This is a genomic window from Streptomyces asoensis (assembly GCF_013085465.1).
Lineage (GTDB): Bacteria > Actinomycetota > Actinomycetes > Streptomycetales > Streptomycetaceae > Streptomyces > Streptomyces cacaoi_A.
The window spans coordinates 5,984,829-6,009,465 of record NZ_CP049838.1; the positions used below are offsets into that span (position 1 = coordinate 5,984,829).

The 24,637-nt window shown below is 68.2% G+C and carries 36 protein-coding genes and 1 pseudogene; 29 read left to right on the plus strand and 8 right to left on the minus strand.

Translation table 11 applies throughout. The annotated features are described in order from the left end of the window. Positions 1-216: 216 nt before the first annotated feature. The gene (locus tag G9272_RS26845; protein WP_171398918.1) at positions 217-1,311 is read left to right on the plus strand and encodes a hypothetical protein; all 1,095 of its coding nucleotides are present in this window, start codon (positions 217-219) and stop codon (positions 1,309-1,311) included. A gap of 60 nt (positions 1,312-1,371) precedes the next feature. Here G9272_RS26845 and G9272_RS46425 read toward each other — a convergent pair whose 3' ends face one another. From G9272_RS46425 to G9272_RS26870, 5 genes and pseudogenes are all read right to left on the minus strand, one after another. Next, positions 1,372-1,767, minus strand: a complete 396-nt coding sequence (locus tag G9272_RS46425; RefSeq protein ID WP_437184307.1) for a hypothetical protein — start codon at positions 1,765-1,767, stop codon at positions 1,372-1,374. Between the two features lie 116 nt (positions 1,768-1,883). Then, positions 1,884-2,174 carry a hypothetical protein gene (locus G9272_RS26855; RefSeq protein ID WP_054238774.1) on the minus strand — a complete coding sequence of 97 codons (291 nt, stop codon included), beginning with the start codon at positions 2,172-2,174 and terminating at the stop codon, positions 1,884-1,886. Positions 2,175-2,224: 50 nt separating this feature from the next. After that, a pseudogene (locus tag G9272_RS26860) lies at positions 2,225-2,818 on the minus strand (phage tail protein); the annotation flags it as partial. A gap of 213 nt (positions 2,819-3,031) precedes the next feature. Beyond that, on the minus strand, positions 3,032-3,445 hold the full coding sequence (locus tag G9272_RS26865; RefSeq protein ID WP_171398919.1) for a hypothetical protein: 414 nt from the start codon (positions 3,443-3,445) through the stop codon (positions 3,032-3,034). Positions 3,446-3,921: 476 nt separating this feature from the next. Further along, the gene (locus G9272_RS26870) at positions 3,922-4,422 is read right to left on the minus strand and encodes a helix-turn-helix domain-containing protein (protein WP_171398920.1); all 501 of its coding nucleotides are present in this window, start codon (positions 4,420-4,422) and stop codon (positions 3,922-3,924) included. A 222-nt stretch (positions 4,423-4,644) separates the two neighbouring features. On the opposite strand from G9272_RS26870, the gene G9272_RS26875 reads away from it, so the two are divergent. From G9272_RS26875 to G9272_RS26885, 3 genes are read left to right on the plus strand one after another with little or no spacing between them, the layout of a single operon-like run. Further along, the gene (locus tag G9272_RS26875) at positions 4,645-4,962 is read left to right on the plus strand and encodes a WhiB family transcriptional regulator (RefSeq protein WP_253267959.1); all 318 of its coding nucleotides are present in this window, start codon (positions 4,645-4,647) and stop codon (positions 4,960-4,962) included. After that, on the plus strand, positions 4,955-5,617 hold the full coding sequence (locus G9272_RS26880) for a hypothetical protein (RefSeq protein WP_171398921.1): 663 nt from the start codon (positions 4,955-4,957) through the stop codon (positions 5,615-5,617). The genes G9272_RS26875 and G9272_RS26880 overlap by 8 nt, the downstream gene beginning before the upstream one ends. Further along, the gene (locus tag G9272_RS26885) at positions 5,614-5,835 is read left to right on the plus strand and encodes a hypothetical protein (RefSeq protein WP_171398922.1); all 222 of its coding nucleotides are present in this window, start codon (positions 5,614-5,616) and stop codon (positions 5,833-5,835) included. Before G9272_RS26880 ends, G9272_RS26885 begins: the two co-directional genes overlap by 4 nt. Before the next feature lie 52 nt (positions 5,836-5,887). Here the strand turns inward: G9272_RS26885 and G9272_RS26890 are convergent, their stop codons facing one another. Beyond that, complete coding sequence (locus G9272_RS26890; protein ID WP_171398923.1) at positions 5,888-7,165, minus strand: glycosyltransferase family 39 protein; 1,278 nt, start codon at positions 7,163-7,165, stop codon at positions 5,888-5,890. A gap of 141 nt (positions 7,166-7,306) precedes the next feature. Here G9272_RS26890 and G9272_RS26895 point away from each other — a divergent pair, with 141 nt between their 5' ends. The 5 genes from G9272_RS26895 to tuf all read left to right on the plus strand — a co-directional run bounded on the left by G9272_RS26895 (position 7,307) and on the right by tuf (position 13,011). Then, positions 7,307-8,392 carry a glycosyltransferase family 2 protein gene (locus tag G9272_RS26895; protein WP_171398924.1) on the plus strand — a complete coding sequence of 362 codons (1,086 nt, stop codon included), beginning with the start codon at positions 7,307-7,309 and terminating at the stop codon, positions 8,390-8,392. A 257-nt stretch (positions 8,393-8,649) separates the two neighbouring features. Further along, positions 8,650-9,021 (plus strand): 30S ribosomal protein S12, encoded by a 372-nt coding sequence (gene rpsL / locus G9272_RS26900; RefSeq protein WP_003948652.1) that lies wholly within the window; start codon positions 8,650-8,652, stop codon positions 9,019-9,021. A 3-nt stretch (positions 9,022-9,024) separates the two neighbouring features. Then, a complete protein-coding gene (gene rpsG, locus G9272_RS26905) occupies positions 9,025-9,495 on the plus strand; it encodes a 30S ribosomal protein S7 (protein WP_020132641.1) in 471 nt (156 codons plus the stop codon). A gap of 39 nt (positions 9,496-9,534) precedes the next feature. Next, positions 9,535-11,661 (plus strand): elongation factor G, encoded by a 2,127-nt coding sequence (gene fusA, locus G9272_RS26910; protein WP_020132640.1) that lies wholly within the window; start codon positions 9,535-9,537, stop codon positions 11,659-11,661. A gap of 156 nt (positions 11,662-11,817) precedes the next feature. Next, complete coding sequence (gene tuf, locus G9272_RS26915) at positions 11,818-13,011, plus strand: elongation factor Tu (RefSeq protein ID WP_020132639.1); 1,194 nt, start codon at positions 11,818-11,820, stop codon at positions 13,009-13,011. Positions 13,012-13,118: 107 nt separating this feature from the next. On the opposite strand, the gene G9272_RS26920 is transcribed toward tuf, so the two are convergent. Together G9272_RS26920 and G9272_RS26925 are read right to left on the minus strand one after the other, a co-directional pair. Beyond that, positions 13,119-14,132 carry a hypothetical protein gene (locus tag G9272_RS26920; RefSeq protein ID WP_171398925.1) on the minus strand — a complete coding sequence of 338 codons (1,014 nt, stop codon included), beginning with the start codon at positions 14,130-14,132 and terminating at the stop codon, positions 13,119-13,121. Beyond that, the gene (locus G9272_RS26925; RefSeq protein ID WP_171398926.1) at positions 14,125-14,730 is read right to left on the minus strand and encodes an RNA polymerase sigma factor; all 606 of its coding nucleotides are present in this window, start codon (positions 14,728-14,730) and stop codon (positions 14,125-14,127) included. The genes G9272_RS26920 and G9272_RS26925 overlap by 8 nt, the downstream gene beginning before the upstream one ends. Positions 14,731-15,263: 533 nt before the next feature. Between G9272_RS26925 and rpsJ the strand changes: the two genes are divergently transcribed. From rpsJ to rpmD, 20 genes are all read left to right on the plus strand, one after another. Continuing rightward, positions 15,264-15,572 carry a 30S ribosomal protein S10 gene (gene rpsJ / locus G9272_RS26930; RefSeq protein ID WP_003948644.1) on the plus strand — a complete coding sequence of 103 codons (309 nt, stop codon included), beginning with the start codon at positions 15,264-15,266 and terminating at the stop codon, positions 15,570-15,572. A gap of 18 nt (positions 15,573-15,590) precedes the next feature. Continuing rightward, positions 15,591-16,235: a 50S ribosomal protein L3 gene (gene rplC, locus G9272_RS26935; protein WP_020132636.1), complete on the plus strand. Its 645-nt coding sequence runs from the start codon at positions 15,591-15,593 to the stop codon at positions 16,233-16,235. 7 nt (positions 16,236-16,242) lie between these two features. Further along, entirely contained in the window at positions 16,243-16,899 is a 657-nt protein-coding gene (gene rplD / locus G9272_RS26940; protein ID WP_171398927.1) for a 50S ribosomal protein L4, read from the plus strand. Further along, on the plus strand, positions 16,899-17,318 hold the full coding sequence (gene rplW / locus G9272_RS26945) for a 50S ribosomal protein L23 (protein ID WP_020132634.1): 420 nt from the start codon (positions 16,899-16,901) through the stop codon (positions 17,316-17,318). The genes rplD and rplW overlap by 1 nt, the downstream gene beginning before the upstream one ends. A gap of 40 nt (positions 17,319-17,358) precedes the next feature. Further along, entirely contained in the window at positions 17,359-18,195 is an 837-nt protein-coding gene (gene rplB / locus G9272_RS26950; protein ID WP_020132633.1) for a 50S ribosomal protein L2, read from the plus strand. A gap of 12 nt (positions 18,196-18,207) precedes the next feature. After that, positions 18,208-18,489, plus strand: a complete 282-nt coding sequence (rpsS, locus tag G9272_RS26955; RefSeq protein ID WP_020132632.1) for a 30S ribosomal protein S19 — start codon at positions 18,208-18,210, stop codon at positions 18,487-18,489. 42 nt (positions 18,490-18,531) lie between these two features. Further along, positions 18,532-18,879 (plus strand): 50S ribosomal protein L22, encoded by a 348-nt coding sequence (rplV, locus tag G9272_RS26960; RefSeq protein WP_054238783.1) that lies wholly within the window; start codon positions 18,532-18,534, stop codon positions 18,877-18,879. Further along, a complete protein-coding gene (gene rpsC, locus G9272_RS26965; RefSeq protein ID WP_054238784.1) occupies positions 18,879-19,712 on the plus strand; it encodes a 30S ribosomal protein S3 in 834 nt (277 codons plus the stop codon). The genes rplV and rpsC overlap by 1 nt, the downstream gene beginning before the upstream one ends. Before the next feature lie 5 nt (positions 19,713-19,717). Then, positions 19,718-20,137, plus strand: coding sequence for a 50S ribosomal protein L16 (gene rplP / locus G9272_RS26970; protein WP_006140905.1), 420 nt, complete (start codon positions 19,718-19,720; stop codon positions 20,135-20,137). Beyond that, complete coding sequence (gene rpmC / locus G9272_RS26975; protein WP_005481220.1) at positions 20,137-20,361, plus strand: 50S ribosomal protein L29; 225 nt, start codon at positions 20,137-20,139, stop codon at positions 20,359-20,361. Before rplP ends, rpmC begins: the two co-directional genes overlap by 1 nt. Beyond that, positions 20,361-20,648 (plus strand): 30S ribosomal protein S17, encoded by a 288-nt coding sequence (gene rpsQ / locus G9272_RS26980; protein WP_020132629.1) that lies wholly within the window; start codon positions 20,361-20,363, stop codon positions 20,646-20,648. Before rpmC ends, rpsQ begins: the two co-directional genes overlap by 1 nt. A 129-nt stretch (positions 20,649-20,777) precedes the next feature. After that, positions 20,778-21,146 (plus strand): 50S ribosomal protein L14, encoded by a 369-nt coding sequence (gene rplN, locus G9272_RS26985; protein ID WP_003992364.1) that lies wholly within the window; start codon positions 20,778-20,780, stop codon positions 21,144-21,146. A 2-nt stretch (positions 21,147-21,148) separates the two neighbouring features. Continuing rightward, positions 21,149-21,472, plus strand: a complete 324-nt coding sequence (gene rplX / locus G9272_RS26990) for a 50S ribosomal protein L24 (RefSeq protein ID WP_006376030.1) — start codon at positions 21,149-21,151, stop codon at positions 21,470-21,472. Beyond that, positions 21,472-22,029: a 50S ribosomal protein L5 gene (gene rplE / locus G9272_RS26995; protein WP_020132628.1), complete on the plus strand. Its 558-nt coding sequence runs from the start codon at positions 21,472-21,474 to the stop codon at positions 22,027-22,029. Before rplX ends, rplE begins: the two co-directional genes overlap by 1 nt. 5 nt (positions 22,030-22,034) lie before the next feature. Continuing rightward, entirely contained in the window at positions 22,035-22,220 is a 186-nt protein-coding gene (locus G9272_RS27000) for a type Z 30S ribosomal protein S14 (protein WP_030890724.1), read from the plus strand. A 214-nt stretch (positions 22,221-22,434) separates the two neighbouring features. Further along, positions 22,435-22,833, plus strand: coding sequence for a 30S ribosomal protein S8 (gene rpsH, locus G9272_RS27005; protein ID WP_028807312.1), 399 nt, complete (start codon positions 22,435-22,437; stop codon positions 22,831-22,833). Positions 22,834-22,857: 24 nt separating this feature from the next. After that, positions 22,858-23,397 (plus strand): 50S ribosomal protein L6, encoded by a 540-nt coding sequence (rplF, locus tag G9272_RS27010; RefSeq protein ID WP_171398928.1) that lies wholly within the window; start codon positions 22,858-22,860, stop codon positions 23,395-23,397. A 3-nt stretch (positions 23,398-23,400) separates the two neighbouring features. Continuing rightward, positions 23,401-23,784: a 50S ribosomal protein L18 gene (gene rplR / locus G9272_RS27015; RefSeq protein ID WP_020132625.1), complete on the plus strand. Its 384-nt coding sequence runs from the start codon at positions 23,401-23,403 to the stop codon at positions 23,782-23,784. Between the two features lie 64 nt (positions 23,785-23,848). Further along, positions 23,849-24,454, plus strand: coding sequence for a 30S ribosomal protein S5 (gene rpsE, locus G9272_RS27020; RefSeq protein ID WP_171398929.1), 606 nt, complete (start codon positions 23,849-23,851; stop codon positions 24,452-24,454). Then, a complete protein-coding gene (gene rpmD, locus G9272_RS27025) occupies positions 24,454-24,636 on the plus strand; it encodes a 50S ribosomal protein L30 (protein ID WP_005313525.1) in 183 nt (60 codons plus the stop codon). The genes rpsE and rpmD overlap by 1 nt, the downstream gene beginning before the upstream one ends. Position 24,637 lies beyond the last annotated feature (1 nt).

Here is a 24,637-nt window from a genome sequence, read left to right on the forward strand (position 1 = left end):
TGTCGTTCTGTGTTTGGCGAGGAGTCCCCGTAGTCCAGCGGTCGGGACCTGCGGTGATGCCGGGTGCGGCCGAAGTGTCGCCCAGGTTCGTGGAGTAGGATCCGGCCGTTCTCCCGTCGGATACGAGAAGGTGAACAGCGGTGCTCCGCAAGGGAACTGAGTGAGCGCCAGACGACGGTGGACGGCGACGGGCAGCCGTCCTCGCGCGGGGGCGCGATGGGGCCAGGGGACGAGAGCAAGGCCTACGGGGTGGACGGGGACGCGAGCAACGTGCGGCGCGAGCATGTGATCGACTGGCTCGAACAGGCCCCCGATCTGCCGCATCTCATCGCCCGTGTCTCGGAGCTGGTCCTCCGGCTCGGCCATGAACCGGACGACCTGGTGGTCCTTCCCCGCAGCGAACTCGACCGGCGGGAACTGGCCGCGTACAGCGCGGGCTGGGCCGACGTGGTCGACGAACAGCTGCCCGCGATCCGCCGCGCGTACGAGGAGCGGATCACCGCCGCCTATCTCCAGGGCCAGGAGGACGCCCGCACCGGCCACCGTCCCCGCCGGGCCCGACGGGCCGAGGGGGAGCACGAGCACGAGCGCGGCGGCGAGGTCATTCCGCTTCCCTATGTCGAACTGCTGCGCCCTCCGTCCGCGTGGACGCGCGTGGAGGAGCGCGGCGAACGGGAACGGTCGGTGGCGGACGGAACCCCGGTGCCGACACCTCCCCCGGCAGGGGAGACGGACGGGGGCGAGGAGGCTCCGTACGGCGACCCGGGCACGGCCAACGTTGTCGGGACGACGAGCCCGACCGGCCCGACGGGCGCGAGCAGCCCGGCCAGGGGGTCGCACGAGGGGGACCGGGACGTCGATGACGAGGTCGGAGGTGCCGGTGGGGCCGAGGCCGGCTCCGGTGCAGAAGGGGACATCCTGCTCTCCGCCCGTGAGGTGCGGGGCAAGCGCGTCACGCCCTCCGACCGGCGGCCGGTGGTCATGCGCAACGGCCGGCCGAGCGTGCCCCCGCTGGCCCTGCCCGGCGAGATCGGAGCCACCGGACGGGAGAGGGCGCGCAGGCCGGACGGCTCCGGGACCGCGGAACGGCCACCGCAGGAGCAGCCGGAGCGGGCTGACGTCGAGCGGACTGACGACGTCGAGCAGCCGGAGCCGGTCGAGCCGGTCGAGCCGGCCGATCCGCAGGGCGCCCGCGACGAACCCCGGCGCCGGCTGCTTTCGGACAAGGCCCGGGCCCTCGCGGACGAACTGGAGGGCCGGGCCGGTGGCCGCCGCCGGGACGAGCAGAACGGCCCGCCGGGCTCCCGCTGAGCGGATCCGACGGGCACGACATGACCGGCCGTCCGACGGGCGCCCGGGCGACCGGGAGGATCAGCCGAAGAAGCGGGCCAGTTGGAACGCCGACGGCGCCCCGTCCGGCGCGGGTGCCGGTGAGCCGTCCGTCGCGGTGTCCGGCCCCGGGGCCGACCGCCCGATGTCCCCGGCCCGCTCACCGGACTTCGCTTGCTCCTCGTACTCCTCGTACTCCTCGTACGCGTCGGCGTCGCCGTAGGTGCCGTTCTCGGCCAGGTCCACCGGACGCGGCACCGGAGCCGGGGCGTCCGGCTGGTCCCCCTCCTCCGAGTTGACGCAGGCGAACATCCAGTTGGCGGCCGCCAGATGGTCCACGGCGGCGGCCAGCAGATGGTCGGTCACCGACCACTCGGCGGCCTCGCCGCGCAGTTCCCGGTTCAGCGCACTGTCGCGCGGCAACTGCTTGATGAGCACCGCGAGTCGCCGCGCGGAGAGGCGCTCGCGGTGCCAGTCGAGCAGATCGATCCCGTAATAGCGGAGCAGGTCCGCTTCGAGGGCCTCGGCGTGTTCGTCGACGAACCCGACGAGGCTCAGCCTTCCCCCAGGCCGAGCCCGGTCTCCTTGCCGTAGGCCTCCAGGATCGCTGCGATGTCCTGCATGGTGACCTCGTGCCGCTCGAAGCGGGCGAACTGCTGCTCGCCCATGAGCAGCCCGAGCAGCCCGTCCACGTCGTTGTCGTCGAGCTCGCGCAGCGCCTTCGCGGTGGCGCGGGTCAGCTCCGTGGGCAGGGTGAAGCTCTCGTCGTCGAGCTCGAACGACCAGGTACGGCCGAGGGCTTCGAGGCGCTGGGCGCGGGCGGCGTTGACGTCGAAACGGGCCATGGCGATGGGTGCTCCTTGGGTTGCGGAAGAGAGGTGTGGGCCCGGGGCGGGGCGTACGCGGCGTCCTTCATCACGAAGCTGGCCAGCGCCGAACCGTCGGCGGCGGCCATCGCCGTGTAGGTGATGCCGAGCTGGGCCGCCGACTTGCGGGCCAGCTTGATGTCGTCCGCCGCCGTGACCTGGCCGCGCGGAACACCGAAGCGGTAGGTCACCGTGGCGCCGTCGGAGGCGCGGACATCCGTGAACTCCAGGCCGAGGGCGCGCACGTCGGCGTACGGGCGGTCGGCGATCTCGTACTTGTAGACGCCGGTCGAGCCGGTGACCGCCTCGACCGCGCCGCCGCCCATGAAGAACGGCAGCGTGTCCTCGTTGAACTGCATCAGCGAGAACTTCAGGGTCAGGTCGCGGTCCGAGTACACGAAGTGCACCGGGCTCACGGCCTGCCACACGTCGACCGGCTCCAGCTTGTCCTTCTTGCTGAAGGTGACGCCCTCACCGGAGGTGAAGCCGAGGTTCTTCCAACCGGTGGCCCAGTCGGTGGACGGGTCGGTGGAGAAGGTCGTCGGAACCTTGGTGTCGGCGGCGGCGACGTAGAGCCGGCCGACGCCTGCGATGCGGATCTCGGAGGAGTTGGTTCCTGCCATGGGTGGGTCTCCTTATAGAGGGGTGTGCCGGGGTGGAGTGGTGCGGTGGTGCTGGGTGCCGTCGCCCGGTGGACAAGCGCTCCGGGTACGGCGAAGGCCCCGCCGTGCGGACGGCGGGGCCTTCGGTCGGTGGGGCGCGGAACGGGAACGCCCGCGCGGGGTGCGTCGGGGGATGTCTCGGCAGAGGTCTCGGCTGATGTCTCGGCGGAGGTCTCAGTAGACGTCCAGGAACACCTTGAGCACGCCGACGTAGCGGTTGGCCGCGGAGTAGAGGTAGTCGGGCAGCCAGCGCGGGCCGTCCTGCTCCTCCACCTCGGTGATGAGGTTCGTGCCGTACCGGTTGCCGGCCGCGGCCAGCAGCGCGCGGCGGGCGGAGTTGGCCAGGACGTGCGCGGCCTGCTTGGTCGGGCCGTACACCTCCAACTCGATCAGCGGCTGGTCGACGTGCAGCTCGCCGATCCACGCGCCGCCGCGCCGGTTGACGAGGACGGCGGCGGTCGTGCCGTCGAAGTTCGCGGGCGGTTCGACGGCGACGAGCGCCGTGGAGAGCGCCGAGTCGGCCTCCAGGATGTCGACGACCAGGGCCTCGACGTCCGGGAAGGCGCTCGGTGGGGTGGGTGTGGTCATGCCGGGTCACCTCGCCGGGAAGAAGGGGAAGTCGCCGGGCGGGCGCCGCGCGGGGGCGGGGAAGGGGAGGCGCGCGGCGCCTCGGCCCGGCGTACGGCGGCGGGTGCGGCCCGCTCGGGGCTCGCGGGCACAGCTCCGCCGCTGCACCAACTGTGACAGACGAGCGTGCGCGCACGCAACTAAAACGGCGAGAGAGATGTGCGCAGAGGTACGGGAGGGGCGGGAGCGCAGGTCAGGAAGGGGGAGGCGGTGGGGGAGTGGGAGGGGGAGCGGAGGTGCAGGGGAGGGGAGAGCTGAGGGGAGAGCTGAGGGGGGAGGGTGAGTGCAGGCGCAAGCCTTGGTGCGGGTCGTAGTCGTGGTGCGGGTCGTGGCCGTAGTGCCGTCGATCGGAGCCCCCGTCGGCCCACGGGCGCCCTTCGATCAGAACCGGCACGGCATCACAACCGGCACGGCATGCGACCGGTGGTTCGGCTCGGTCAGTCGGCGGTGGGTGCGGCCGCGGCCGTCTCCACCAGGACCCGCCGGTCCTCACGCACCTCACGCACGTGCGCCACCTCGGCCTCGGCCTCGCTCGGCAGGAACTGCTCCACCACCCTGACGAACATCTCCCGGCGCTCGGCGGGCACGCCCAGCAGGTCGGCGACCTCCTCCAGCGTGGGGCGGCGGCCGAAGTCCGCGCCGGGCGCGGGCGAGGCCAGGTAGTCGTGCGGGTCGGCCAGTTCCTCCGCGGTCAGCCGGCCGGAGCGGATGAGCATGTCGCGGACCGGCACACCGAGCACGCGGGCGAGCCTGCGGGTGGTCTCGAGGTCCGGCATGCTCTGCCGCTGGAGCAGACGGGTGACCGCGGCGCGATGAACACCGGCCTCGTCCGCGATTCTCGACTTGCCGCCGCCGCGTGGACTGTCGATGTCGTAGCCGCGTTCGCGCATGAGGTCTTCGACCCACGCGGCGAATGCGTCCAAGCCCTGGTTGGTCATGTCTTTCTCTCTTCCTTCGGGGGTGGGCAAGAGTTTAGCTTGCTTGCGCGCGCGGAATTACGTGCTCTCGAGCAAGCACTGAGGAAAGTTCGTGCCGTTCGTGGAGATTCGGGGGATGTCGCGAGCCCCTGCCCGTCTGAATTTCGTTGCGGGCGCGCACGCAATCTGTAAGTCTGGGGGCGTTCACCCAGCACGGCTCGTTCACGAACCCAGGGGGGTCCCATGTCCATGCCCGAAACGAGTTCCTGCCCATCAGCCCCCGGTTGGCAGTCCGCGGCCGCCTGTACCGGGCTCTCCCCGCGGGTCGTCTTCTCCAAGAAGGCCAAGGTCGCCGCCCCCGCGCTGCGGGCCTGCGCCGGCTGCCGCGTGCGGCGGGCCTGCGAGGAGGCGGTGGCACCGGCCGACAACTGGTTCGACGGCGTCTGCGGCGGCCGTCTCTGGCGCTCCGGCCGCCCGGTCCCCGTGCCCGCGCATCTCCTCCCGCCGGCCCCGGCCGTCGGCCTCGCCCACCTGCCGGCCCAGGGAGACACCCGTGGCTGAAGCCTGCGAGGACCGCCCCACCGCCCAGGCCGCCCTCTGGATCGGCACCCTTCTCCAGCAGTTCCCCGAGCTGTCCACGGAACTGGTCCCCGGCCGCACCACCCCCGCGCACCGCCCCGCCGCACCGCGGCCCCCCGCCGATCTCGGCACCCGCCTGCGCGAGGAGCGCGAGGAGCAGCTGCTGCTCCGGCAGCGGCACGGGCTGGTGGCGCCCGGCCACGGCGCGGCCCCGCTCCGCCTGCATGTCTCCGACGCCATCCGCGACATCACCGACGGCGTGCTCGAACTGGAGGAGGCGGTACGCGACCGGCTCGGCCTGCCCCGCCCGCGCCGCGCCTCCGTGCCCGAGCGGCTGCGCCGGATCGCCTCGCTCCTCGACCGCGTGGCCGCCGACACCGTCCTGGCCGCGCATGTGCGCGACGAGACCCGGCGGATGGCCCGCCGCTGCGCCCGCGCGCTGGGCGACACCGAGACCGTCGTACGGGTCGCCGGCCGCTGCCCCTGGTGCGACTCCGTCTCCCTGCGGGCCTTCCCCGACCGGGCGGCCGTCCTCTGCGTCAATCCGGCCTGCCGCTGCCCGGAACCGGACTGCGGCTGCCACGACGACCCGGCCTACCGGCACACCTGGGACGAGGGGGAGTGGACGCGCGCATGAGCACCCCCGACCGACGCACCCCCGACCGACGCGCCACCGGGCAACCGACCCTGATTCCCGGCCCTCTCGCGGCCCAGGAGGTCGGTGTGGCCCCCGCCACGATTCGCAAGTGGGTCCAGCTGGGGCATCTCGAGCCGGCCGGCAAGGCGGGACGGGCCCAGCTCTTCCGCCTGGAGGACGTGTTCGCCGCCGAACGCGCCACCCGCCGGGCCCGGTGACCTCCGGCCCCTGCGCCGAACCGGCTCACCGCACCGGATGAACGCACAGGGTCTACGGAATGCCCAACTCGAAGATCACGTAGTGCGCGTACCACCCCGACGCGATGGCCGCCGTCCCGAAGAACACCGCCAGACTCGGCCACTTCAGCCGGCTCAGCGCCGCAGCGGGGGCCAGCAGCAGCGGGAAGACCGGCAGCAGGTACCGCCCCGTGTTGCCGAACATCTGCTGGGTGCCCAGCACGGTGATCACGCTCGCCAGGGTGTACGCGACCAGCACCAGCGGCGGCTTCTTGCGGAGCATCAGCGCGATCAGGAAGGGCAGCGCCAGCACCAGCTGTACGCCGAGGAGGTCGGGGACCGAGAACGCGAACAGGTAGTTGTGGCGACCGACCGCCGTGTTGCCGAGCACGTCGAGGGTGTAGGAGCCGAAGTCGAAGTAGTGCGCCCACCCCTCGCGCTGGAGCGTGAAGTACGCGGTGAGGTCGCCCATGCTGAGGCCGACCCAGGTGATGTAGGTGAGCAGGCCGAGCGGCGCGGCGAACATGGCGTACAGGGGACCCGAGACCCCGTGCTCGCGCCTGCTCTCCCGCCGGGCCAGCGTGACGATCGCGGCCAGCCCGACCGCGCCGATCAGTGCGGCGGAGGTCGGCCGGTTGAGCCCGGCCACGAAGGCGAGCAGCCCCGCCGCGACCCACCGCCGCTTCATCACGCAGTAGCAGCACCAGGAGGCGATGGCGACGAAGACCGACTCCGAGTAGACCGCCCATTCGACGCCCGCGCCGGGTGCCACCGCCCACAGCCCGGCCGCGATCGTGCCCGCCCGCACCCCGGCGAGCGTCGAGACCACGGCGTAGATGCCGGCGGCCGCGACGAAGGAGGCGAGCACCGAGACCAGGATCCCGGAGCCGTACAGCCCCAGCCCGGTGATCTCGGAGACGCCCCGGATCAGGCCCGGGTAGAGCGGGAAGAAGGCGACCGAGTTCTGCTTGACGGTGAAAAGTCCGCCCGGGGCGAGCTGCTCCAGGGGGCGGGGGTCGTACCCCTTCTCGGCGACCTGGAGGTACCACCAGCCGTCCCAGGTGGACAGGACGTCCCACCAGTGGGCGCCGCCGCCGAAGCGCGGGTTCTTCTTCTGGTATTCGTCGGCCGACTCCAGGAGCCAGGCGAACACGATCAGGCCCACGAGCTTCGTGACGCCGTAGAGGAGCAGCGGGGCGAGGTACGGTCGTACACCGTCCGGCAGGGTGAGGCGGCGCAGTCTCCGCGAGCGCTCCTGTGGCCCGTCGGGCACGGCGGAGTCCGTCGCCGTGTCGCTGGAAGCCGTGCTCATGGCTGGGGTCCCCCCTCGGCCGATCGCCGGACACCCAGGGGCGGCACCGTTGTCCGGATGATCGTGAAGTGTGGTCATAAGAGTGTGGTCATAAGATCGCAACAGAGTCGCACATGTGCGCCACAGGTTGGGGGAGGACGGGTGACCGAAGCGCCGAACACCACGGCCGCGGCGACCGTCTTGTCGGTCGTCATACCCATGTACAACGAGGAAGAGGTACTTCCCGCGCTGGTCAGCCGGTTGCGCCCGGTCCTGGCGGACCTCGGCGTCGGCTACGAGGTCGTCGCCGTCGACGACGGAAGCACCGACCGCACGGCCGAGCTGCTGGCCGCCTTCCGGCTCGGCTGGCCTGAGCTGCGGATCATCGGCCTGCGCCGCAACTCCGGCCACCAGGCCGCCCTCACCGCGGGCCTGGACCGGGCGCACGGCGCTTACGTCGTCAGCATCGACGCCGACCTCCAGGACCCGCCCGAGAAGATTACCGAGATGCTCGCGCTGGCCCGCGCCAAGGACCTCGACATCGTCTACGGCATCCGCGCCGACCGGGCCAGCGACACCGGCTTCAAGCGGTGGACGGCGGGCCTGTACTACCGGCTCGTCCGCCGTCTCGCCGGACCGTCGGTGCCGGCCCAGGCCGGTGACTTCCGGCTGTTGAGCCGGGCCGCCGTGGACGCCCTGAAGGCCCTGCCGGACCAGCAGCGGGTCTACCGCCTTCTCGTGCCCTGGCTGGGCTTCCCCAGCGGCGAGGTCCGCTACGAGCGCGCCCCGCGGCCGGCGGGCCAGAGCAAGTACCCGCTCGGCCGGATGATCCGGCTGGCCGTCGACAGCGTCACGGGCTTCTCGGCGGCGCCCCTGCGCATCGCCACCTGGCTGGGCGGCTTCGCGTTCCTGGTCTGCCTGGCCCTGATGATCTACACCCTGAGCGCCCACGCCTTCCAGCACACCGTCCCAGGCTGGACGTCCCTCTTCATCGGCGTGCTGTTCATCGGCGCGGTCCAGCTGGTCTGCGTGGGCCTGCTCGGCGAGTACGTCGGTCGCATCTATACGGCCGTACAGAACCGTCCGACGTACTTCATCGGTCACGACACGGCGGCAGGCGCGGCGGCGGACGCCGCGAAGCGGCCGTCGCGGGCCGGCAACCCGGCCGTGCCGTCCCCGGCACCGCCCCCGGGAGGCTCCGCGGACGCTGCGGCGCCGGTATCACAGGGGCTGAGGCAGCGCTCGTAAACCTTCGGCGTGTCGTGAGCGGGGCTTCTGTTTTGACCGGAGTGAATGCGCTAGGTACGCTCAGACCTTGTGCCTGGGGTGTGCCCTGGCCCTCGTGCGTGTCTTCAACCGCACACGGGGCCTAGCTAGCGGCCACCGTGATCTGCGCCTCTTCCTGCCTCGCGGCGGAAGTCCGCCGGATTCGACACACCCGACCGCGTGGGTCGGCGAAGTTCCAGGTTAGCTTCACCATTCGGCACACAGAAACCGGAGAAGTAGTGCCTACGATCCAGCAGCTGGTCCGGAAGGGCCGGCAGGACAAGGTCGAGAAGAACAAGACGCCCGCACTCGAGGGTTCGCCCCAGCGTCGCGGCGTCTGCACGCGTGTGTTCACGACCACCCCGAAGAAGCCGAACTCGGCCCTGCGTAAGGTCGCGCGTGTGCGTCTGACCAGCGGTATCGAGGTCACTGCTTACATTCCGGGTGAGGGACACAACCTGCAGGAGCACTCGATCGTGCTCGTGCGTGGTGGCCGTGTGAAGGACCTGCCCGGTGTTCGCTACAAGATCATCCGCGGTTCGCTCGACACCCAGGGTGTCAAGAACCGCAAGCAGGCCCGCAGCCGCTACGGCGCCAAGAAGGAGAAGTAAACAATGCCTCGTAAGGGCCCTGCCCCGAAGCGCCCGGTCATCATCGACCCGGTCTACGGTTCTCCTCTTGTCACGTCGCTCATCAACAAGGTGCTGCTGAACGGCAAGCGCTCCACCGCCGAGCGCATCGTCTACGGCGCCATGGAGGGCCTGCGCGAGAAGACCGGCAACGACCCGGTCATCACGCTGAAGCGCGCTCTCGAGAACATCAAGCCGACCATCGAGGTCAAGTCCCGCCGTGTCGGTGGCGCGACCTACCAGGTCCCGATCGAGGTCAAGCCGGGTCGCGCGAGCACCCTGGCGCTGCGCTGGCTCGTCGGTTACTCCCGCGCCCGTCGCGAGAAGACCATGACCGAGCGCCTCCTCAACGAGCTTCTCGACGCGTCCAACGGCCTCGGCGCCGCTGTGAAGAAGCGCGAGGACACCCACAAGATGGCCGAGTCCAACAAGGCCTTCGCGCACTACCGCTGGTAGTCGCTACCCACATCGAGACCGAGAGAAGACGAAAGCCTTATGGCTACCACTTCACTTGACCTGGCCAAGGTCCGCAACATCGGGATCATGGCCCACATCGACGCGGGCAAGACGACCACCACCGAGCGGATCCTGTTCTACACCGGCGTCTCCTACAAGATCGGTGAGGTCCACGACGGCGCCGCCACGATGGACTGGATGGAGCAGGAGCAGGAGCGTGGCATCACGATCACCTCTGCTGCCACCACCTGTCACTGGCCGCTTGCCGATGTCGACCACACCATCAACATCATCGACACCCCGGGCCACGTCGACTTCACCGTCGAGGTGGAGCGTTCGCTGCGCGTGCTCGACGGTGCCGTGACGGTGTTCGACGGCGTCGCGGGTGTCGAGCCCCAGTCCGAGACCGTTTGGCGTCAGGCGGACCGCTACGGCGTTCCGCGTATCTGCTTCGTCAACAAGCTCGACCGGACCGGTGCGGAGTTCCACCGCTGCGTCGACATGATCAGCAGCCGCCTCGGCGCGCAGCCGATCGTCATGCAGCTGCCGATCGGTGCCGAGGCCGACTTCAAGGGCGTCGTCGACCTGGTCACGATGAAGGCCTTCGTGTGGTCCGCCGAGGCGGAGAAGGGCGAGATGTACGACGTCGTCGACATCCCGGCCACCCACACCGAGGCTGCCGAGGAGTACCGCGGCAAGCTCGTCGAGACCGTCGCCGAGAACGACGACGAGATCATGGAGCTGTACCTGGAGGGCCAGGAGCCTTCCGTGGAGCAGCTGTACGCCGCGATCCGTCGCATCACCATCGCGTCCGGCAAGTCCAACGACACCACGGTCACCCCGGTGTTCTGTGGCACCGCGTTCAAGAACAAGGGCGTCCAGCCCCTGCTCGACGCGGTCGTGCGCTACCTCCCCTCCCCCCTGGACGTCGAGGCCATCGAGGGCCACGACGTCAAGGACCCGGAGGAGATCGTCAAGCGCAAGCCGTCCGACGACGAGCCGCTGTCGGCGCTGGCGTTCAAGATCATGAGCGACCCGCACCTCGGCAAGCTCACCTTCGTCCGGGTCTACTCGGGCCGCCTGGAGTCCGGCACTGCGGTGCTGAACTCCGTCAAGGGCAAGAAGGAGCGCATCGGCAAGATCTACCGCATGCACGCGAACAAGCGTGAGGAGATCGCGTCGGTCGGCGCCGGCGACATCGTCGCCGTCATGGGTCTGAAGCAGACCACGACCGGCGAGACGCTGTGCGACGACAAGCAGCCCGTGATCCTGGAGTCCATGGACTTCCCGGCTCCGGTCATCCAGGTCGCCATCGAGCCCAAGTCGAAGGGCGACCAGGAGAAGCTGGGCATCGCGATCCAGCGCCTGGCCGAAGAGGACCCGTCGTTCCAGGTCCACTCGGACGAGGAGACCGGCCAGACCATCATCGGTGGCATGGGCGAGCTGCACCTCGAGGTGCTGGTCGACCGTATGCGCCGTGAGTTCAAGGTCGAGGCCAACGTCGGCAAGCCGCAGGTCGCCTACCGCGAGACCATCCGCAAGGCGGTCGACCGGGTCGACTACACGCACAAGAAGCAGACTGGTGGTACCGGCCAGTTCGCGAAGGTGCAGATCGCGATCGAGCCGATCGAGGGCGGCGACGCCTCGTACGAGTTCGTGAACAAGGTGACCGGTGGTCGTATCCCGAAGGAGTACATCCCTTCGGTCGACGCCGGTGCGCAGGAGGCCATGCAGTTCGGCATCCTCGCCGGTTACGAGATGACCGGCGTGCGCGTCATCCTGCTCGACGGTGGCTACCACGAGGTGGACTCCTCCGAGCTCGCGTTCAAGATCGCCGGTTCGCAGGCCTTCAAGGAGGCCGCGCGCAAGGCCAGCCCCGTGCTGCTCGAGCCGATGATGGCCGTCGAGGTCACCACGCCCGAGGACTACATGGGCGAGGTCATCGGCGACATCAACTCCCGCCGTGGTCAGATCCAGGCCATGGAGGAGCGGGCCGGTGCCCGCGTCGTCAAGGGCCTGGTGCCCCTGTCGGAGATGTTCGGCTACGTCGGCGACCTCCGCAGCAAGACGTCGGGTCGCGCAAGCTACTCGATGCAGTTCGACTCCTACGCCGAGGTTCCGCGGAACGTCGCCGAGGAGATCATCGCGAAGGCCAAGGGCGAGTAACACACTCGGTTTACACGCCGTAGGCTTGACTCCGGAGCCTCAAGGGGCAAACAACCGCATCCCCGGATGTTTGCCCCCTGGACCCGGGCTTTCCAGCAAAGATCACCTGGCGCCGATGAAGCAAGGCGTTCCAGAACCACTCCCAGGAGGACCCCCGTGGCGAAGGCGAAGTTCGAGCGGACTAAGCCGCACGTCAACATCGGCACCATCGGTCACATCGACCACGGTAAGACGACCCTCACGGCCGCCATTACCAAGGTGCTGCACGACGCGTACCCCGACCTGAACGAGGCCTCGGCCTTCGACCAGATCGACAAGGCTCCCGAGGAGCGTCAGCGCGGTATCACGATCTCGATCGCGCACGTCGAGTACCAGACGGAGACGCGTCACTACGCGCACGTCGACTGCCCGGGTCACGCGGACTACATCAAGAACATGATCACCGGTGCCGCGCAGATGGACGGCGCCATCCTCGTGGTCGCCGCCACCGACGGCCCGATGCCGCAGACCAAGGAGCACGTGCTCCTGGCCCGCCAGGTCGGCGTTCCGTACATCGTCGTCGCCCTGAACAAGGCCGACATGGTGGACGACGAGGAGATCCTGGAGCTCGTCGAGCTCGAGGTCCGTGAGCTCCTCTCCGAGTACGAGTTCCCGGGCGACGACCTGCCGGTCGTCAAGGTCTCGGCGCTCAAGGCGCTCGAGGGCGACGCCGAGTGGGGTCAGTCGGTTCTCGACCTCATGGCCGCCGTCGACGAGGCGATCCCGACCCCCGAGCGTGACGTCGACAAGCCGTTCCTCATGCCCGTCGAGGACGTCTTCACGATCACCGGTCGCGGTACGGTCGTCACCGGCCGTATCGAGCGTGGTGTCCTGAAGGTCAACGAGACCGTTGACATCATCGGCATCAAGCAGGAGAAGACCACCACCACGGTCACCGGCATCGAGATGTTCCGCAAGCTGCTCGACGAGGGCCAGGCGGGCGAGAACGTCGGTCTGCTCCTCCGTGGCATCAAGCGCGAGGACGTCGAGCGCGGCCAGGTCATCATCAAGCCGGGTTCGGTCACGCCGCACACCGACTTCGAGGCCCAGGCCTACATCCTGTCCAAGGACGAGGGTGGCCGCCACACGCCGTTCTTCAACAACTACCGTCCGCAGTTCTACTTCCGTACGACGGACGTGACGGGCGTTGTGACCCTCCCCGAGGGCACCGAGATGGTGATGCCGGGTGACAACACCGAGATGAAGGTGGAGCTCATCCAGCCCATCGCCATGGAAGAGGGCCTGAAGTTCGCCATCCGTGAGGGTGGTCGTACGGTGGGCGCCGGCCAGGTCACCAAGATCACCAAGTAGTTCTTGCTGATCGATCTGGTAGCTCCAGCCTGAGCTGAGCACCTGAGAGGGCCCGTACGACTTCGGTCGTACGGGCCCTTTCGCATGGTGTCACCGCCTGAGCAGGCTCAGTTCCGGTCGCCGGCCTTGTCGACGACGACCGTGGCGACACGGGTGGCCGTGGCGATGACCGTCCCCTTCGTCACGAGCGGGCCTCCGGAGGCCTTGCCGCCCACGTAGTAGTCCATTCCGGCCACCCAGCGGACACCTCGGTAGGCGAAGGTCTCCGGGTCGAGGAGCACCTGCATGCTGTTGCGCTCCCACGCATAGTCGCGGAAGTTGCCGTCGACGCCGATCGCCAGGACCTTCCGCCCCGCGCCGTCGGTCGCCCCGGCTGCCTCGGTGGCTTCGGCGAGGCTCATGATGACGCGGTGGATCACGCGGGCCTTGTCGGACGGGACGGCCGTGGCTCCGGAGAGGACCTCGACCACCTCGTCGAAGTCGCGCTGGGCCTGGGTGAGCCTGACCTTGTAGGTGGCGCGGTCGGGGACGGACCGCTCAAGGATCAGCCGCAGCGCCGCGTCGGGGTCGTCGGGGAGGTCCGCCACCAGCGCGTCGGTGGCTTGGGGCGAGAGGTAGTTCGCGTTGGTGCCGCCCCACTCGTGTACGGCGTCTGTGCCACTCGCGTTCCCGTCGGCCTGCCTCCCGCCGTCGTACCGGGTCCATCCCTCGTCGTCCGTGGACCTTGCCGGTTCCTCGGTGCACGGCTCCGGTCCGGGATCCATATAGAACGCGCCGACTTCGCCGTATCCCTGCGGGCCCAGGTTCGTCCGGCAGTGCCATGTGTCGTAACGGCTCTCCAGGTACACCCACTGGTGCGCCCCGGGCGGCGCGGCCGGTTTCGTCGGCGTCGCGTGGTGGTCCCCCCACAGCGTCAGCGTGGAGAGCAGCGCAGCGGCCAGCACCGCGGCGACCGCGCCGAGCGCCCTGAGCTGCCAGCCGCCGTACCCGCGCCGAGGGCGCCCCTCGATCTCGTCCAGCAGCCGCCTGCGGGCCGGGGTGAGCCGGGCGTGGTCGGGCACGGGGGCGTCGGCACGCAGCTGCCGGACCGCTGTCATCTCGTCCATCGCCGGTTCAGCCATGGCCGATCACCTCCGGGGAGTCGCGTACGAACGTGGGGTCCACGTCACCGAGTGCGAGGCGGACCTTCCTGCGGGCCCGGTTGAGGCGGGAGCGCACCGTGCCCACCGGGATGGACAGCGCCTCGGCGACCTCCTGGTAGCCGAGGTCCGCCCAGGCGACCAGCAGCAGGACGTCCCGGTCGCCGCGAGAGAGACCGGCGAGCGCGCCCGCCAGGCGGCCCTGAGCGGCCTGGGCGGTGACCCGGCTGTCGCTGCGGTCGGTCCAGGAGTCGGCCACGGGGTCGTGGCCCGTGCGGGCCAGGGCTCGGAGCGCCCGCACCTCGGCACGGCGCTGCTTGCCGATGAGGTTGGCGGCGATTCCGTACAGCCAGGGGCGGGCGGCGGCGCGTGAGAGGTCGTAGCGCCCGCGCATGCGGAACGCGGCCAGGAAGGTCTCGGCGGTGATGTCCTCGGCCGCGTCCTCACCCAGCCGGCGGGCCGCGTACCGGTGGATCACCGGCGCGTACCGGTGGTAGATCTCCCCGAACGACTCGGGTCGGGTCAGGGAGTCGGCGATGACGGAGGCGTCCTCGTCCCGTCTGCCAGGGGGGCTGTTCACGCGGTCTCCGTGTCTGCCGTCGGTCGGATGCACCCGTTGTCACCCGCAGCCCTCGAACGGGTTCACGGTGACCGACTTCACGCCCGGGCCCCGAAAGGCCCGTGCTCAACGGGATCGGCGTTTGACCTACGTCACGTCCGGGGTATTGTCTCCGGCTCGATTGGCCAGGGCTGTGCCCCATATGGCAGACTGTCGGAGTTGCTCGGTCGAGTGTTGATGTTGCGCGCCTCCCGCCGGGAGGACCGAAAGCGAGTCCCACAGTACTCGTCGCCCTAACTGCCTGTTGGCAGCGCTGGGGCGGACGTACGGGAATCTTTCGGGAAGTGTCAATAGAGCGCCGACCAGGCACCCGGTGGGCCTTTCGTCCCCGGCTTGCGGTTCCGGAAGGGCCGTGCTTTCCCAGCAGGGATGTTCGAACAAGGGGCATCTGTGTCGGCGAGAGCGCGACACACCCGACCGCGTGGGTCGGAGAAACGAAGTAAACGGACCATCTGGTTCCAGAGCGTTAGAAGAGACAGGACTACTGAGTAGCCATGGCGGGACAGAAGATCCGCATCCGGCTCAAGGCCTACGACCACGAGGTCATCGACTCCTCGGCGAAGAAGATCGTCGAGACGGTGACCCGCACTGGTGCGTCGGTCGCGGGCCCGGTGCCGCTGCCCACTGAGAAGAACGTGTACTGCGTCATCAAGTCGCCGCACAAGTACAAGGACTCGCGCGAGCACTTCGAGATGCGCACGCACAAGCGCCTGATCGACATTCTCGACCCGACTCCCAAGACCGTTGACTCTCTGATGCGACTCGACCTCCCGGCCGGTGTCGACATCGAGATCAAGCTTTAGGGGCCGGTGATCTGAAGAATGGCTAAGCAGATCAAGGGCATCCTGGGCGAGAAGCTCGGCATGACGCAGGTGTGGGACGAGAACAACCGTGTTGTTCCGGTCACCGTCGTCAAGGCCAGCCCCAACGTCGTGACCCAGGTCCGTACGAACGACAGTGACGGCTACGAGTCCGTCCAGATCGCCTTCGGCGAGATCGACCCGCGCAAGGTGAACAAGCCCCTCAAGGGCCACTTCGCCAAGGCCGACGTCACCCCCCGTCGCCACCTCGTCGAGATCCGCACCGCGGACGCCTCCGAGTACACGCTGGGCCAGGAGATCACCGCTGAGGTGTTCGAGGCCGGCGTGAAGGTCGACGTGACCGGCAAGAGCAAGGGCAAGGGCTTCGCCGGTGTCATGAAGCGTCACAACTTCAAGGGCCTCGGCGCCGGTCACGGCACCCAGCGCAAGCACCGCTCGCCCGGTTCCATCGGTGGCTGCGCCACCCCGGGCCGCGTGTTCAAGGGCCTCCGCATGGCGGGTCGCATGGGCAACGAGCGTGTCACCACCCAGAACCTGACCGTCCACGCCGTTGACGCGGAGAAGGGTCTGCTGCTCATCAAGGGCGCTGTCCCCGGTCCGAACGGCGGCCTCGTCCTGGTCCGCACTGCGGCCAAGGGGGCCTGAGGTACCGATGAGCACTGTTGACATCCTTTCGCCTGCCGGCGAGAAGACCGGAAGCGTCGACCTCCCCGCGGAGATCTTCGGCGTGGAGAAGGTCAGCATCCCGCTGATCCACCAGGTCGTCGTCGCGCAGAACGCGGCTGCCCGTCAGGGCACGCACAAGACCAAGCGCCGCGGTGAAGTCCGCGGTGGCGGTAAGAAGCCTTACCGTCAGAAGGGCACCGGCCGCGCGCGCCAGGGCTCGACCCGCGCGCCGCAGTTCGCCGGCGGTGGCGTCGTCCACGGCCCGCAGCCGCGTGACTACTCGCAGCGGACCCCGAAGAAGATGAAGGCTGCCGCTCTGCGTCACGCCCTCACCGACCGGGCCCGCCACAACCGCATTCACGTCGTCACCGGCGTGATCGAGGGCGAGGCTCCCTCCACGAAGGCCGCTCGCACGCTGTTCGGCAAGATCTCGGAGCGCAAGAACCTGCTCCTGGTCGTCGACCGCGCCGACGAGGCCGCGTGGCTGTCCGCCCGCAACCTGCCCCAGGTGCACATCCTGGAGCCGGGCCAGCTGAACACGTACGACGTGATCGTCTCGGACGACGTGGTCTTCACCCAGGCCGCTCTCGAGTCCTTCGTCGCCGGCCCGCAGGCCAACGACACCGAAGGGAGTGACGCCTGATGGCTACGCGTCACCCGAGCATCGCCTCCAAGGCGGCCAAGGTCGCCAAGGCCGCGCGCGTCGCCAAGGCGAAGCGCCACGCCACCGAAGGCAAGAACACCGTCGTCACCGCGCCCAGCAAGGCGTTCACGGACCTCCGTGACGTGCTGCTGAAGCCGGTCGTGTCGGAGAAGAGCTACGCGCTCCTCGACGAGAACAAGTACACGTTCATCGTCGCCCCGAACGCCAACAAGACCCAGATCAAGCAGGCCGTCCAGGCGGTCTTCTCGGTCAAGGTCACCGGGGTCAACACGATCAACCGCATCGGCAAGCGCAAGCGCACGAAGACCGGTTTCGGTCAGCGTGCCGGCACGAAGCGCGCGATCGTGACCCTTGCCGAGGGCGACCGTATCGACATCTTCGGCGGTCCGACCGCCTGAGGGCGGTCCGGATCGTCCGATATCGGACGAGGACTGAATAATGGGAATCCGCAAGTACAAGCCGACTACGCCGGGCCGTCGTGGCTCCAGCGTCGCCGACTTCGTCGAGGTCACGCGGTCCACGCCGGAGAAGTCGCTGGTCCGCCCGCTGCACAGCAAGGGCGGCCGTAACAACGCCGGTCGTGTGACCGTTCGCCACCAGGGTGGCGGACACAAGCGCGCCTACCGAGTGATCGACTTCCGTCGTCACGACAAGGACGGCGTGCCGGCGAAGGTCGCGCACATCGAGTACGACCCCAACCGCACCGCGCGCATCGCGCTGCTGCACTATGCCGACGGCGAGAAGCGCTACATCCTCGCCCCGCGCAACCTGTCGCAGGGTGACCGCGTCGAGAACGGTCCCGGGGCCGACATCAAGCCGGGCAACAACCTGGCGCTCCGCAACATCCCGGTCGGTACCACGATCCACGCGATCGAGATCCGTCCCGGTGGCGGCGCCAAGTTCGCCCGCTCCGCCGGTGCCTCGGTGCAGCTGCTCGCGAAGGAGGGCACGATGGCCCACCTTCGTATGCCGTCCGGTGAGATCCGTCTGGTCGACCAGCGCTGCCGCGCCACGGTCGGCGAGGTCGGCAACGCCGAGCAGAGCAACATCAACTGGGGCAAGGCCGGCCGTAAGCGCTGGCTGGGCGTCCGCCCGACCGTTCGCGGTGTGGCGATGAACCCGGTTGACCACCCCCACGGTGGTGGTGAGGGCAAGACCTCCGGTGGTCGCCACCCGGTCAGCCCCTGGGGTCAGAAGGAGGGTCGTACTCGTTCGCCGAAGAAGGCTTCGAACAAGTACATCGTCCGCCGCCGCAAGACGAACAAGAAGCGCTAGGAGCGGGTTTAGATGCCGCGCAGTCTCAAGAAGGGGCCCTTCGTCGACGGACACCTCGTAAAGAAGGTGGACGCCCAGAACGAAGCCGGTTCCAAGAACGTCATCAAGACCTGGTCCCGTCGCTCGATGATCATCCCGGCCATGCTGGGTCACACGATCGCGGTGCACAACGGCAAGACCCACATTCCGGTGTTTGTCACCGAGTCGATGGTCGGCCACAAGCTCGGCGAGTTCTCGCCGACGCGCACCTTCCGGGGTCACGTCAAGGACGACCGGAAGTCGAAGCGCCGCTAATCGCGGGGTGGAATGACCATGACAGACACTGGAAGGACAACCATGGAAGCCAGGGCCCAGGCGCGGTACATCCGCGTCACGCCCATGAAGGCCCGCCGGGTGGTGGACCTTATCCGTGGCATGGACGCCACGGAGGCTCAGGCGGTCCTGCGTTTCGCCCCGCAGGCCGCGAGCGTGCCGGTCGGCAAGGTGCTTGACAGCGCCATCGCCAACGCCGCGCACAACTACGACCACACTGACGCCGACAGCCTCTTCATCTCCGAGGCGTACGTCGACGAGGGTCCGACCCTGAAGCGGTTCCGTCCGCGTGCCCAGGGCCGCGCATACCGGATCCGCAAGCGGACCAGCCACATCACCGTGGTCCTCAGCAGCAAGGAAGGATCCCGGTAATGGGCCAGAAGGTTAACCCGCATGGGTTCCGGCTCGGCATCACCACGGACTTCAAGTCCCGTTGGTACGCCGACAAGTCGTACAAGGAATACGTCGGAGAAGACGTCGCCATCCGTCGGATGATGACGTCCGGCATGGAGCGCGCCGGCATCTCGAAGGTGGAGATCGAGCGCACCCGTGACCGCGTGCGTGTGGACATCCACACCGCTCGCCCGGGCATCGTCATCGGCCGCCGCGGCGCCGAGGCCGACCGTATCCGCGGCGACCTGGAGAAGCTGACCAAGAAGCAGGTCCAGCTGAACATCCTCGAGGTCAAGAACCCCGAGGTCGACGCTCAGCTGGTGGCTCAGGCCGTCGCCGAGCAGCTCTCCTCCCGCGTCTCCTTCCGTCGCGCCATGCGTAAGAGCATGCAGTCGGCGATGAAGGCCGGCGCCAAGGGCATCAAGATCCAGTGCGGTGGCCGCCTCGGTGGCGCCGAGATGTCCCGCTCGGAGTTCTACCGCGAGGGCCGTGTGCCCCTGCACACGCTCCGCGCGAACGTGGACTACGGCTTCTTCGAGGCCAAGACGACCTTCGGCCGCATCGGTGTGAAGGTCTGGATCTACAAGGGCGATGTCAAGAACATCGCCGAGGTCCGCGCCGAGAACGCTGCTGCCCGCGCCGGCAACCGCCCGGCCCGTGGTGGCGGCGGCGCCGACCGCCCGGCCCGTGGTGGTCGTGGTGGCGAGCGTGGCGGTCGCGGTCGCAAGCCGCAGCAGGCTCCCGCTGCCGAGGCCCCCAAGGCCGAGGCTCCGGCGGCCGCTCCGGCTGAGAGCACCGGAACGGAGGCCTGACCGACATGCTGATCCCCCGTAGGGTCAAGCACCGCAAGCAGCACCACCCGAAGCGCCGTGGTCAGGCCAAGGGCGGTACGACGGTCTCGTTCGGCGAGTACGGCATTCAGGCCCTCACGCCGGCATACGTGACCAACCGCCAGATCGAGGCGGCCCGTATCGCGATGACCCGCCACATCAAGCGTGGCGGCAAGGTCTGGATCAACATCTACCCGGACCGCCCGCTCACGAAGAAGCCTGCCGAGACCCGCATGGGTTCCGGTAAGGGTTCTCCGGAGTGGTGGATCGCGAACGTGCACCCGGGACGGGTCATGTTCGAGCTGTCCTACCCCAACGAGAAGATCGCCCGTGAGGCCCTCACTCGCGCAGCCCACAAGCTGCCGATGAAGTGCCGGATCGTCAAGCGCGAGGCAGGTGAAGCGTGATGTCGGCCGGTACCAAGGCGTCCGAGCTGCGCGAACTGGGTGACGAGGAGCTTCTCAACAAGCTCCGCGAAGCCAAGGAAGAGCTGTTCAACCTCCGCTTCCAGGCGGCGACGGGTCAGCTCGAGAACCACGGTCGGCTGAAGGCCGTCCGTAAGGACATCGCGCGGATCTACACCCTGATGCGTGAGCGCGAGCTGGGCATCGAGACGGTGGAGAGCGCCTGATGAGCGAGAGCAACGTGACTGAGAACACCCCCGAGGCGCGCGGTTTCCGCAAGACCCGCGAGGGTCTCGTCGTCAGCGACAAGATGGACAAGACCGTCGTCGTCGCCGTCGAGGACCGTGTGAAGCACGCGCTGTACGGCAAGGTCATCCGCCGTACGAACAAGCTCAAGGCTCACGACGAGCAGAACGCCGCGGGCGTCGGCGACCGTGTCCTCCTCGCGGAGACCCGGCCGCTGTCCGCGACGAAGCGCTGGCGCGTCGTCGAGATCCTCGAGAAGGCCAAGTAGGTAATTCCCGCAAGGGAATTCCAGTAAGTCGGCCTGCGGGGCATCCCTCGCAGGACAGTTCCGCCAGGCTCCGCAGGGGTCCTCGTAAGAGGCCCCTGCGGGGAACCGGCAGACACACAGGAGATAGACGTGATCCAGCAGGAGTCGCGACTGCGCGTCGCCGACAACACTGGTGCGAAGGAAATCCTTTGCATCCGTGTGCTCGGTGGCTCCGGTCGCCGCTACGCGGGCATCGGTGACGTCATCGTCGCCACCGTCAAGGACGCGATCCCCGGCGGCAACGTGAAGAAGGGTGACGTCATCAAGGCGGTCATCGTTCGCACCGTCAAGGAGCGCCGCCGTCCGGACGGCTCGTACATCCGCTTCGACGAGAACGCCGCTGTCATTCTGAAGAACGACGGCGACCCTCGTGGCACCCGTATCTTCGGCCCGGTCGGCCGGGAGCTGCGCGAGAAGAAGTTCATGAAGATCATCTCGCTGGCTCCGGAGGTGCTGTAAGCATGAAGATCAAGAAGGGCGACCTGGTTCAGGTCATCACCGGTAAGGACAAGGGCAAGCAGGGCAAGGTCATCGCGGCCTTCCCCCGTGAGGACCGCGTCCTGGTCGAGGGTGTCAACCGGGTCAAGAAGCACACCAAGGCCGGCCCGACCGCAAAGGGTTCGCAGGCCGGCGGCATCGTCACGACCGAGGCGCCTGTCCACGTCTCCAACGTCCAGCTGGTCGTTGAGAAGGACGGCAACAAGGTCGTCACGCGTGTCGGTTACCGCTTCGACGACGAGGGCAACAAGATCCGCGTTGCCAAGCGGACGGGTGAGGACATCTGATGGCTACCACCACCACTCCGCGTCTCAAGACGAAGTACCGCGAGGAGATCGCGGGCAAGCTGCGTGAGGAGTTCTCCTACGAGAACGTCATGCAGATCCCCGGCCTCGTCAAGATCGTGGTCAACATGGGTGTCGGTGACGCCGCCCGTGACTCGAAGCTCATGGACGGTGCCGTCCGTGACCTGACCACCATCACCGGTCAGAAGCCGGCCATCACCAAGGCCCGCAAGTCCATCGCGCAGTTCAAGCTGCGTGAGGGTCAGCCGATCGGTGCCCACGTCACGCTTCGTGGCGACCGCATGTGGGAGTTCCTGGACCGCACCCTGTCGCTCGCGCTTCCGCGCATCCGCGACTTCCGTGGTCTGTCCCCCAAGCAGTTCGACGGCCGTGGCAACTACACCTTCGGTCTCACGGAGCAGGTCATGTTCCACGAGATCGACCAGGACAAGATCGACCGTGTCCGGGGTATGGACATCACCGTGGTCACCACGGCGACCAACGACGCTGAGGGCCGTGCGCTCCTTCGTCACCTCGGCTTCCCCTTCAAGGAGGCGTGAGCGAGATGGCGAAGAAGGCTCTGATCGCAAAGGCTGCTCGTAAGCCCAAGTTCGCTGTGCGGGCGTACAACCGCTGCCAGCGTTGCGGTCGTCCCCACTCCGTGTACCGCAAGTTCGGCCTCTGCCGTGTGTGCCTTCGTGAGATGGCTCACCGTGGAGAGCTGCCGGGCGTGACCAAGAGCTCCTGGTAAACCCCCTTTTTAGGGGTTCCAGAGGCTCTCGGTAAGCAATGGGCGTGTCAGGTGCCCACCTCTTCATGGCTTAGGCTTGGAGGGTTGGGCACCTGATGGTCGCCCGTACGACTTACTACGCCGTAGGTCCACCGCGCCGCACCCGCCCCGTCTCGGATCGGGGAGAGGGATGGCGCACCAGGAAACCCCGGCGAGAGAGGCCACAGGCCAATTCATGACCATGACTGATCCGATCGCAGACATGCTGACGCGTCTGCGGAACGCGAACTCGGCGTACCACGATTCCGTGACGATGCCCGCGTCCAAGATCAAGTCCCACATCGCGGAGATCCTCCAGCAGGAGGGCTTCATCACGGGCTGGAAGGTCGAGGACGCCGAGGTCGGCAAGGACCTCACCCTCGAGCTCAAGTTCGGCCCGAACCGTGAGCGCTCCATCGCGGGCATCAAGCGGATCTCCAAGCCCGGTCTCCGGGTTTACGCGAAGTCCACCTCCCTGCCCAAGGTGCTGGGCGGCCTCGGCGTGGCGATCATCTCCACGTCGCACGGTCTCCTCACCGACAAGCAGGCCGGCAAGAAGGGCGTAGGCGGAGAAGTTCTCGCCTACGTCTGGTAGCGGAAGGGAACGGAGGAAACAGCTATGTCGCGTATTGGCAAGCTCCCTATCACGGTTCCCGCCGGTGTGGACGTCACCATCGACGGCCAGACGGTTGCGGTCAAGGGCCCCAAGGGCACGCTGACCCACACCGTCGTTGCGCCGATCGAGATCGCCAAGGGTGAGGACGGCGTTCTGAACGTCACCCGCCCCAACGACGAGCGTCAGAGCAAGGCCCTGCACGGCCTGTCCCGCACGCTGGTGGCGAACATGATCACCGGCGTGACCCAGGGTTACGTGAAGAAGCTCGAGATCAGTGGTGTCGGTTACCGCGTGACCGCGAAGGGCTCGAACCTCGAGTTCGCGCTCGGTTACAGCCACCCGATCACCGTCGAGGCCCCCGAGGGAATCTCCTTCAAGGTCGAGAACCCCACCCGGTTCTCGGTCGAGGGCATCGACAAGCAGAAGGTCGGCGAGGTTGCGGCCAACATCCGCAAGCTGCGCAAGCCCGACCCGTACAAGGCCAAGGGCGTCAAGTACGAGGGCGAAGTCATCCGCCGCAAGGTCGGAAAGGCGGGTAAGTAAGCCATGGCATACGGACAGAAGATCCTCAAGGGCGACGCTTACAAGCGTGCCGCGATCAAGCGTCGCCACATCCGGATCCGTAAGCACATCTCGGGTACGGCTGAGCGTCCGCGTCTCGTCGTGACGCGCTCCAACCGCCACATCGTGGCCCAGGTCATCGACGACATCAAGGGTCACACCCTGGCGTCGGCGTCGACCCTGGACACGACGATCCGCGGCGGCGAGGGCGACAAGTCCGCGCAGGCCAAGTCGGTCGGCGCCCTGGTCGCCGAGCGCGCCAAGGCCGCCGGAGTCGAGGCTGTCGTGTTCGACCGTGGTGGCAATCAGTACGCCGGGCGCATCGCCGCCCTGGCGGACGCCGCCCGCGAAGCCGGACTCAAGTTCTGAGTCGCCCGTCGCGCTAGCGACCTAGGTCGCTGCGTAGCTAGCGGAAAAAGAGAGAGGTAATCCAATGGCTGGACCCCAGCGCCGCGGGAGCGGTGCCGGTGGCGGCGAGCGGCGGGACCGGAAGGGCCGTGACGGTGGCGCCAGCGCTGCCGAGAAGACCGCGTACGTTGAGCGCGTCGTCGCGATCAACCGCGTCGCCAAGGTTGTGAAGGGTGGTCGTCGCTTCAGCTTCACCGCGCTGGTCGTGGTGGGCGATGGTGACGGCACCGTCGGTGTCGGTTACGGCAAGGCCAAGGAGGTGCCGGCCGCGATCGCCAAGGGTGTTGAAGAGGCCAAGAAGCACTTCTTCAAGGTCCCGCGTATCCAGGGCACCATCCCGCACCCGATCACGGGCGAGAAGGCCGCGGGCGTCGTCCTGCTCAAGCCTGCTTCCCCCGGTACCGGCGTTATCGCCGGTGGCCCGGTGCGTGCAGTGCTCGAGTGCGCCGGCGTTCACGACATCCTGTCGAAGTCGCTCGGTTCGTCGAACGCGATCAACATCGTGCACGCGACCGTGGAGGCCCTGAAGGGCTTGCAGCGTCCCGAGGAGATCGCGGCTCGCCGTGGTCTGCCCCTCGAGGACGTCGCTCCCGCGGCTCTGCTTCGTGCGCGTGCCGGGGCTGGTGCGTAATGGCCCGCCTCAAGATCACGCAGACGAAGTCGTACATCGGCAGCAAGCAGAACCACCGCGACACGCTGCGTTCGCTCGGGCTCAAGCGCCTGAACGACGTGGTCGTCAAGGAGGACCGCCCCGAGTTCCGCGGAATGGTGCACACCGTCCGCCACCTCGTGACGGTTGAGGAGGTCGACTGAT

What these genes read in the sequence shown, in the direction of transcription:
- rpsQ (WP_020132629.1), top strand. Translation starts at nt 20,361, where the DNA reads ATGAGCGAGAGCAACGTGACTGAGAACACCCCCGAGGCGCGCGGTTTC.
- rplW (WP_020132634.1), top strand. Translation starts at nt 16,899, where the DNA reads ATGGCTACGCGTCACCCGAGCATCGCCTCCAAGGCGGCCAAGGTCGCC.
- rplE (WP_020132628.1), top strand. Translation starts at nt 21,472, where the DNA reads ATGGCTACCACCACCACTCCGCGTCTCAAGACGAAGTACCGCGAGGAG.
- rplX (WP_006376030.1), top strand. Translation starts at nt 21,149, where the DNA reads ATGAAGATCAAGAAGGGCGACCTGGTTCAGGTCATCACCGGTAAGGAC.
- G9272_RS26875 (WP_253267959.1), top strand. Translation starts at nt 4,645, where the DNA reads ATGTCCATGCCCGAAACGAGTTCCTGCCCATCAGCCCCCGGTTGGCAG.
- rpsC (WP_054238784.1), top strand. Translation starts at nt 18,879, where the DNA reads ATGGGCCAGAAGGTTAACCCGCATGGGTTCCGGCTCGGCATCACCACG.
- rpsJ (WP_003948644.1), top strand. Translation starts at nt 15,264, where the DNA reads ATGGCGGGACAGAAGATCCGCATCCGGCTCAAGGCCTACGACCACGAG.
- rplF (WP_171398928.1), top strand. Translation starts at nt 22,858, where the DNA reads ATGTCGCGTATTGGCAAGCTCCCTATCACGGTTCCCGCCGGTGTGGAC.
- rpmD (WP_005313525.1), top strand. Translation starts at nt 24,454, where the DNA reads ATGGCCCGCCTCAAGATCACGCAGACGAAGTCGTACATCGGCAGCAAG.
- rpsS (WP_020132632.1), top strand. Translation starts at nt 18,208, where the DNA reads ATGCCGCGCAGTCTCAAGAAGGGGCCCTTCGTCGACGGACACCTCGTA.
- rpmC (WP_005481220.1), top strand. Translation starts at nt 20,137, where the DNA reads ATGTCGGCCGGTACCAAGGCGTCCGAGCTGCGCGAACTGGGTGACGAG.
- G9272_RS26870 (WP_171398920.1), bottom strand. Translation starts at nt 4,422, where the DNA reads ATGACCAACCAGGGCTTGGACGCATTCGCCGCGTGGGTCGAAGACCTC.
- G9272_RS26855 (WP_054238774.1), bottom strand. Translation starts at nt 2,174, where the DNA reads ATGGCCCGTTTCGACGTCAACGCCGCCCGCGCCCAGCGCCTCGAAGCC.
- rpsE (WP_171398929.1), top strand. Translation starts at nt 23,849, where the DNA reads ATGGCTGGACCCCAGCGCCGCGGGAGCGGTGCCGGTGGCGGCGAGCGG.
- rplB (WP_020132633.1), top strand. Translation starts at nt 17,359, where the DNA reads ATGGGAATCCGCAAGTACAAGCCGACTACGCCGGGCCGTCGTGGCTCC.
- G9272_RS26865 (WP_171398919.1), bottom strand. Translation starts at nt 3,445, where the DNA reads ATGACCACACCCACCCCACCGAGCGCCTTCCCGGACGTCGAGGCCCTG.
- rpsG (WP_020132641.1), top strand. Translation starts at nt 9,025, where the DNA reads ATGCCTCGTAAGGGCCCTGCCCCGAAGCGCCCGGTCATCATCGACCCG.
- G9272_RS27000 (WP_030890724.1), top strand. Translation starts at nt 22,035, where the DNA reads ATGGCGAAGAAGGCTCTGATCGCAAAGGCTGCTCGTAAGCCCAAGTTC.
- G9272_RS26890 (WP_171398923.1), bottom strand. Translation starts at nt 7,165, where the DNA reads ATGAGCACGGCTTCCAGCGACACGGCGACGGACTCCGCCGTGCCCGAC.
- G9272_RS26885 (WP_171398922.1), top strand. Translation starts at nt 5,614, where the DNA reads ATGAGCACCCCCGACCGACGCACCCCCGACCGACGCGCCACCGGGCAA.
- G9272_RS26920 (WP_171398925.1), bottom strand. Translation starts at nt 14,132, where the DNA reads ATGGCTGAACCGGCGATGGACGAGATGACAGCGGTCCGGCAGCTGCGT.
- rplR (WP_020132625.1), top strand. Translation starts at nt 23,401, where the DNA reads ATGGCATACGGACAGAAGATCCTCAAGGGCGACGCTTACAAGCGTGCC.
- rplP (WP_006140905.1), top strand. Translation starts at nt 19,718, where the DNA reads ATGCTGATCCCCCGTAGGGTCAAGCACCGCAAGCAGCACCACCCGAAG.
- G9272_RS26845 (WP_171398918.1), top strand. Translation starts at nt 217, where the DNA reads ATGGGGCCAGGGGACGAGAGCAAGGCCTACGGGGTGGACGGGGACGCG.
- rpsH (WP_028807312.1), top strand. Translation starts at nt 22,435, where the DNA reads ATGACCATGACTGATCCGATCGCAGACATGCTGACGCGTCTGCGGAAC.
- rplV (WP_054238783.1), top strand. Translation starts at nt 18,532, where the DNA reads ATGGAAGCCAGGGCCCAGGCGCGGTACATCCGCGTCACGCCCATGAAG.
- fusA (WP_020132640.1), top strand. Translation starts at nt 9,535, where the DNA reads ATGGCTACCACTTCACTTGACCTGGCCAAGGTCCGCAACATCGGGATC.
- rplD (WP_171398927.1), top strand. Translation starts at nt 16,243, where the DNA reads ATGAGCACTGTTGACATCCTTTCGCCTGCCGGCGAGAAGACCGGAAGC.
- rplC (WP_020132636.1), top strand. Translation starts at nt 15,591, where the DNA reads ATGGCTAAGCAGATCAAGGGCATCCTGGGCGAGAAGCTCGGCATGACG.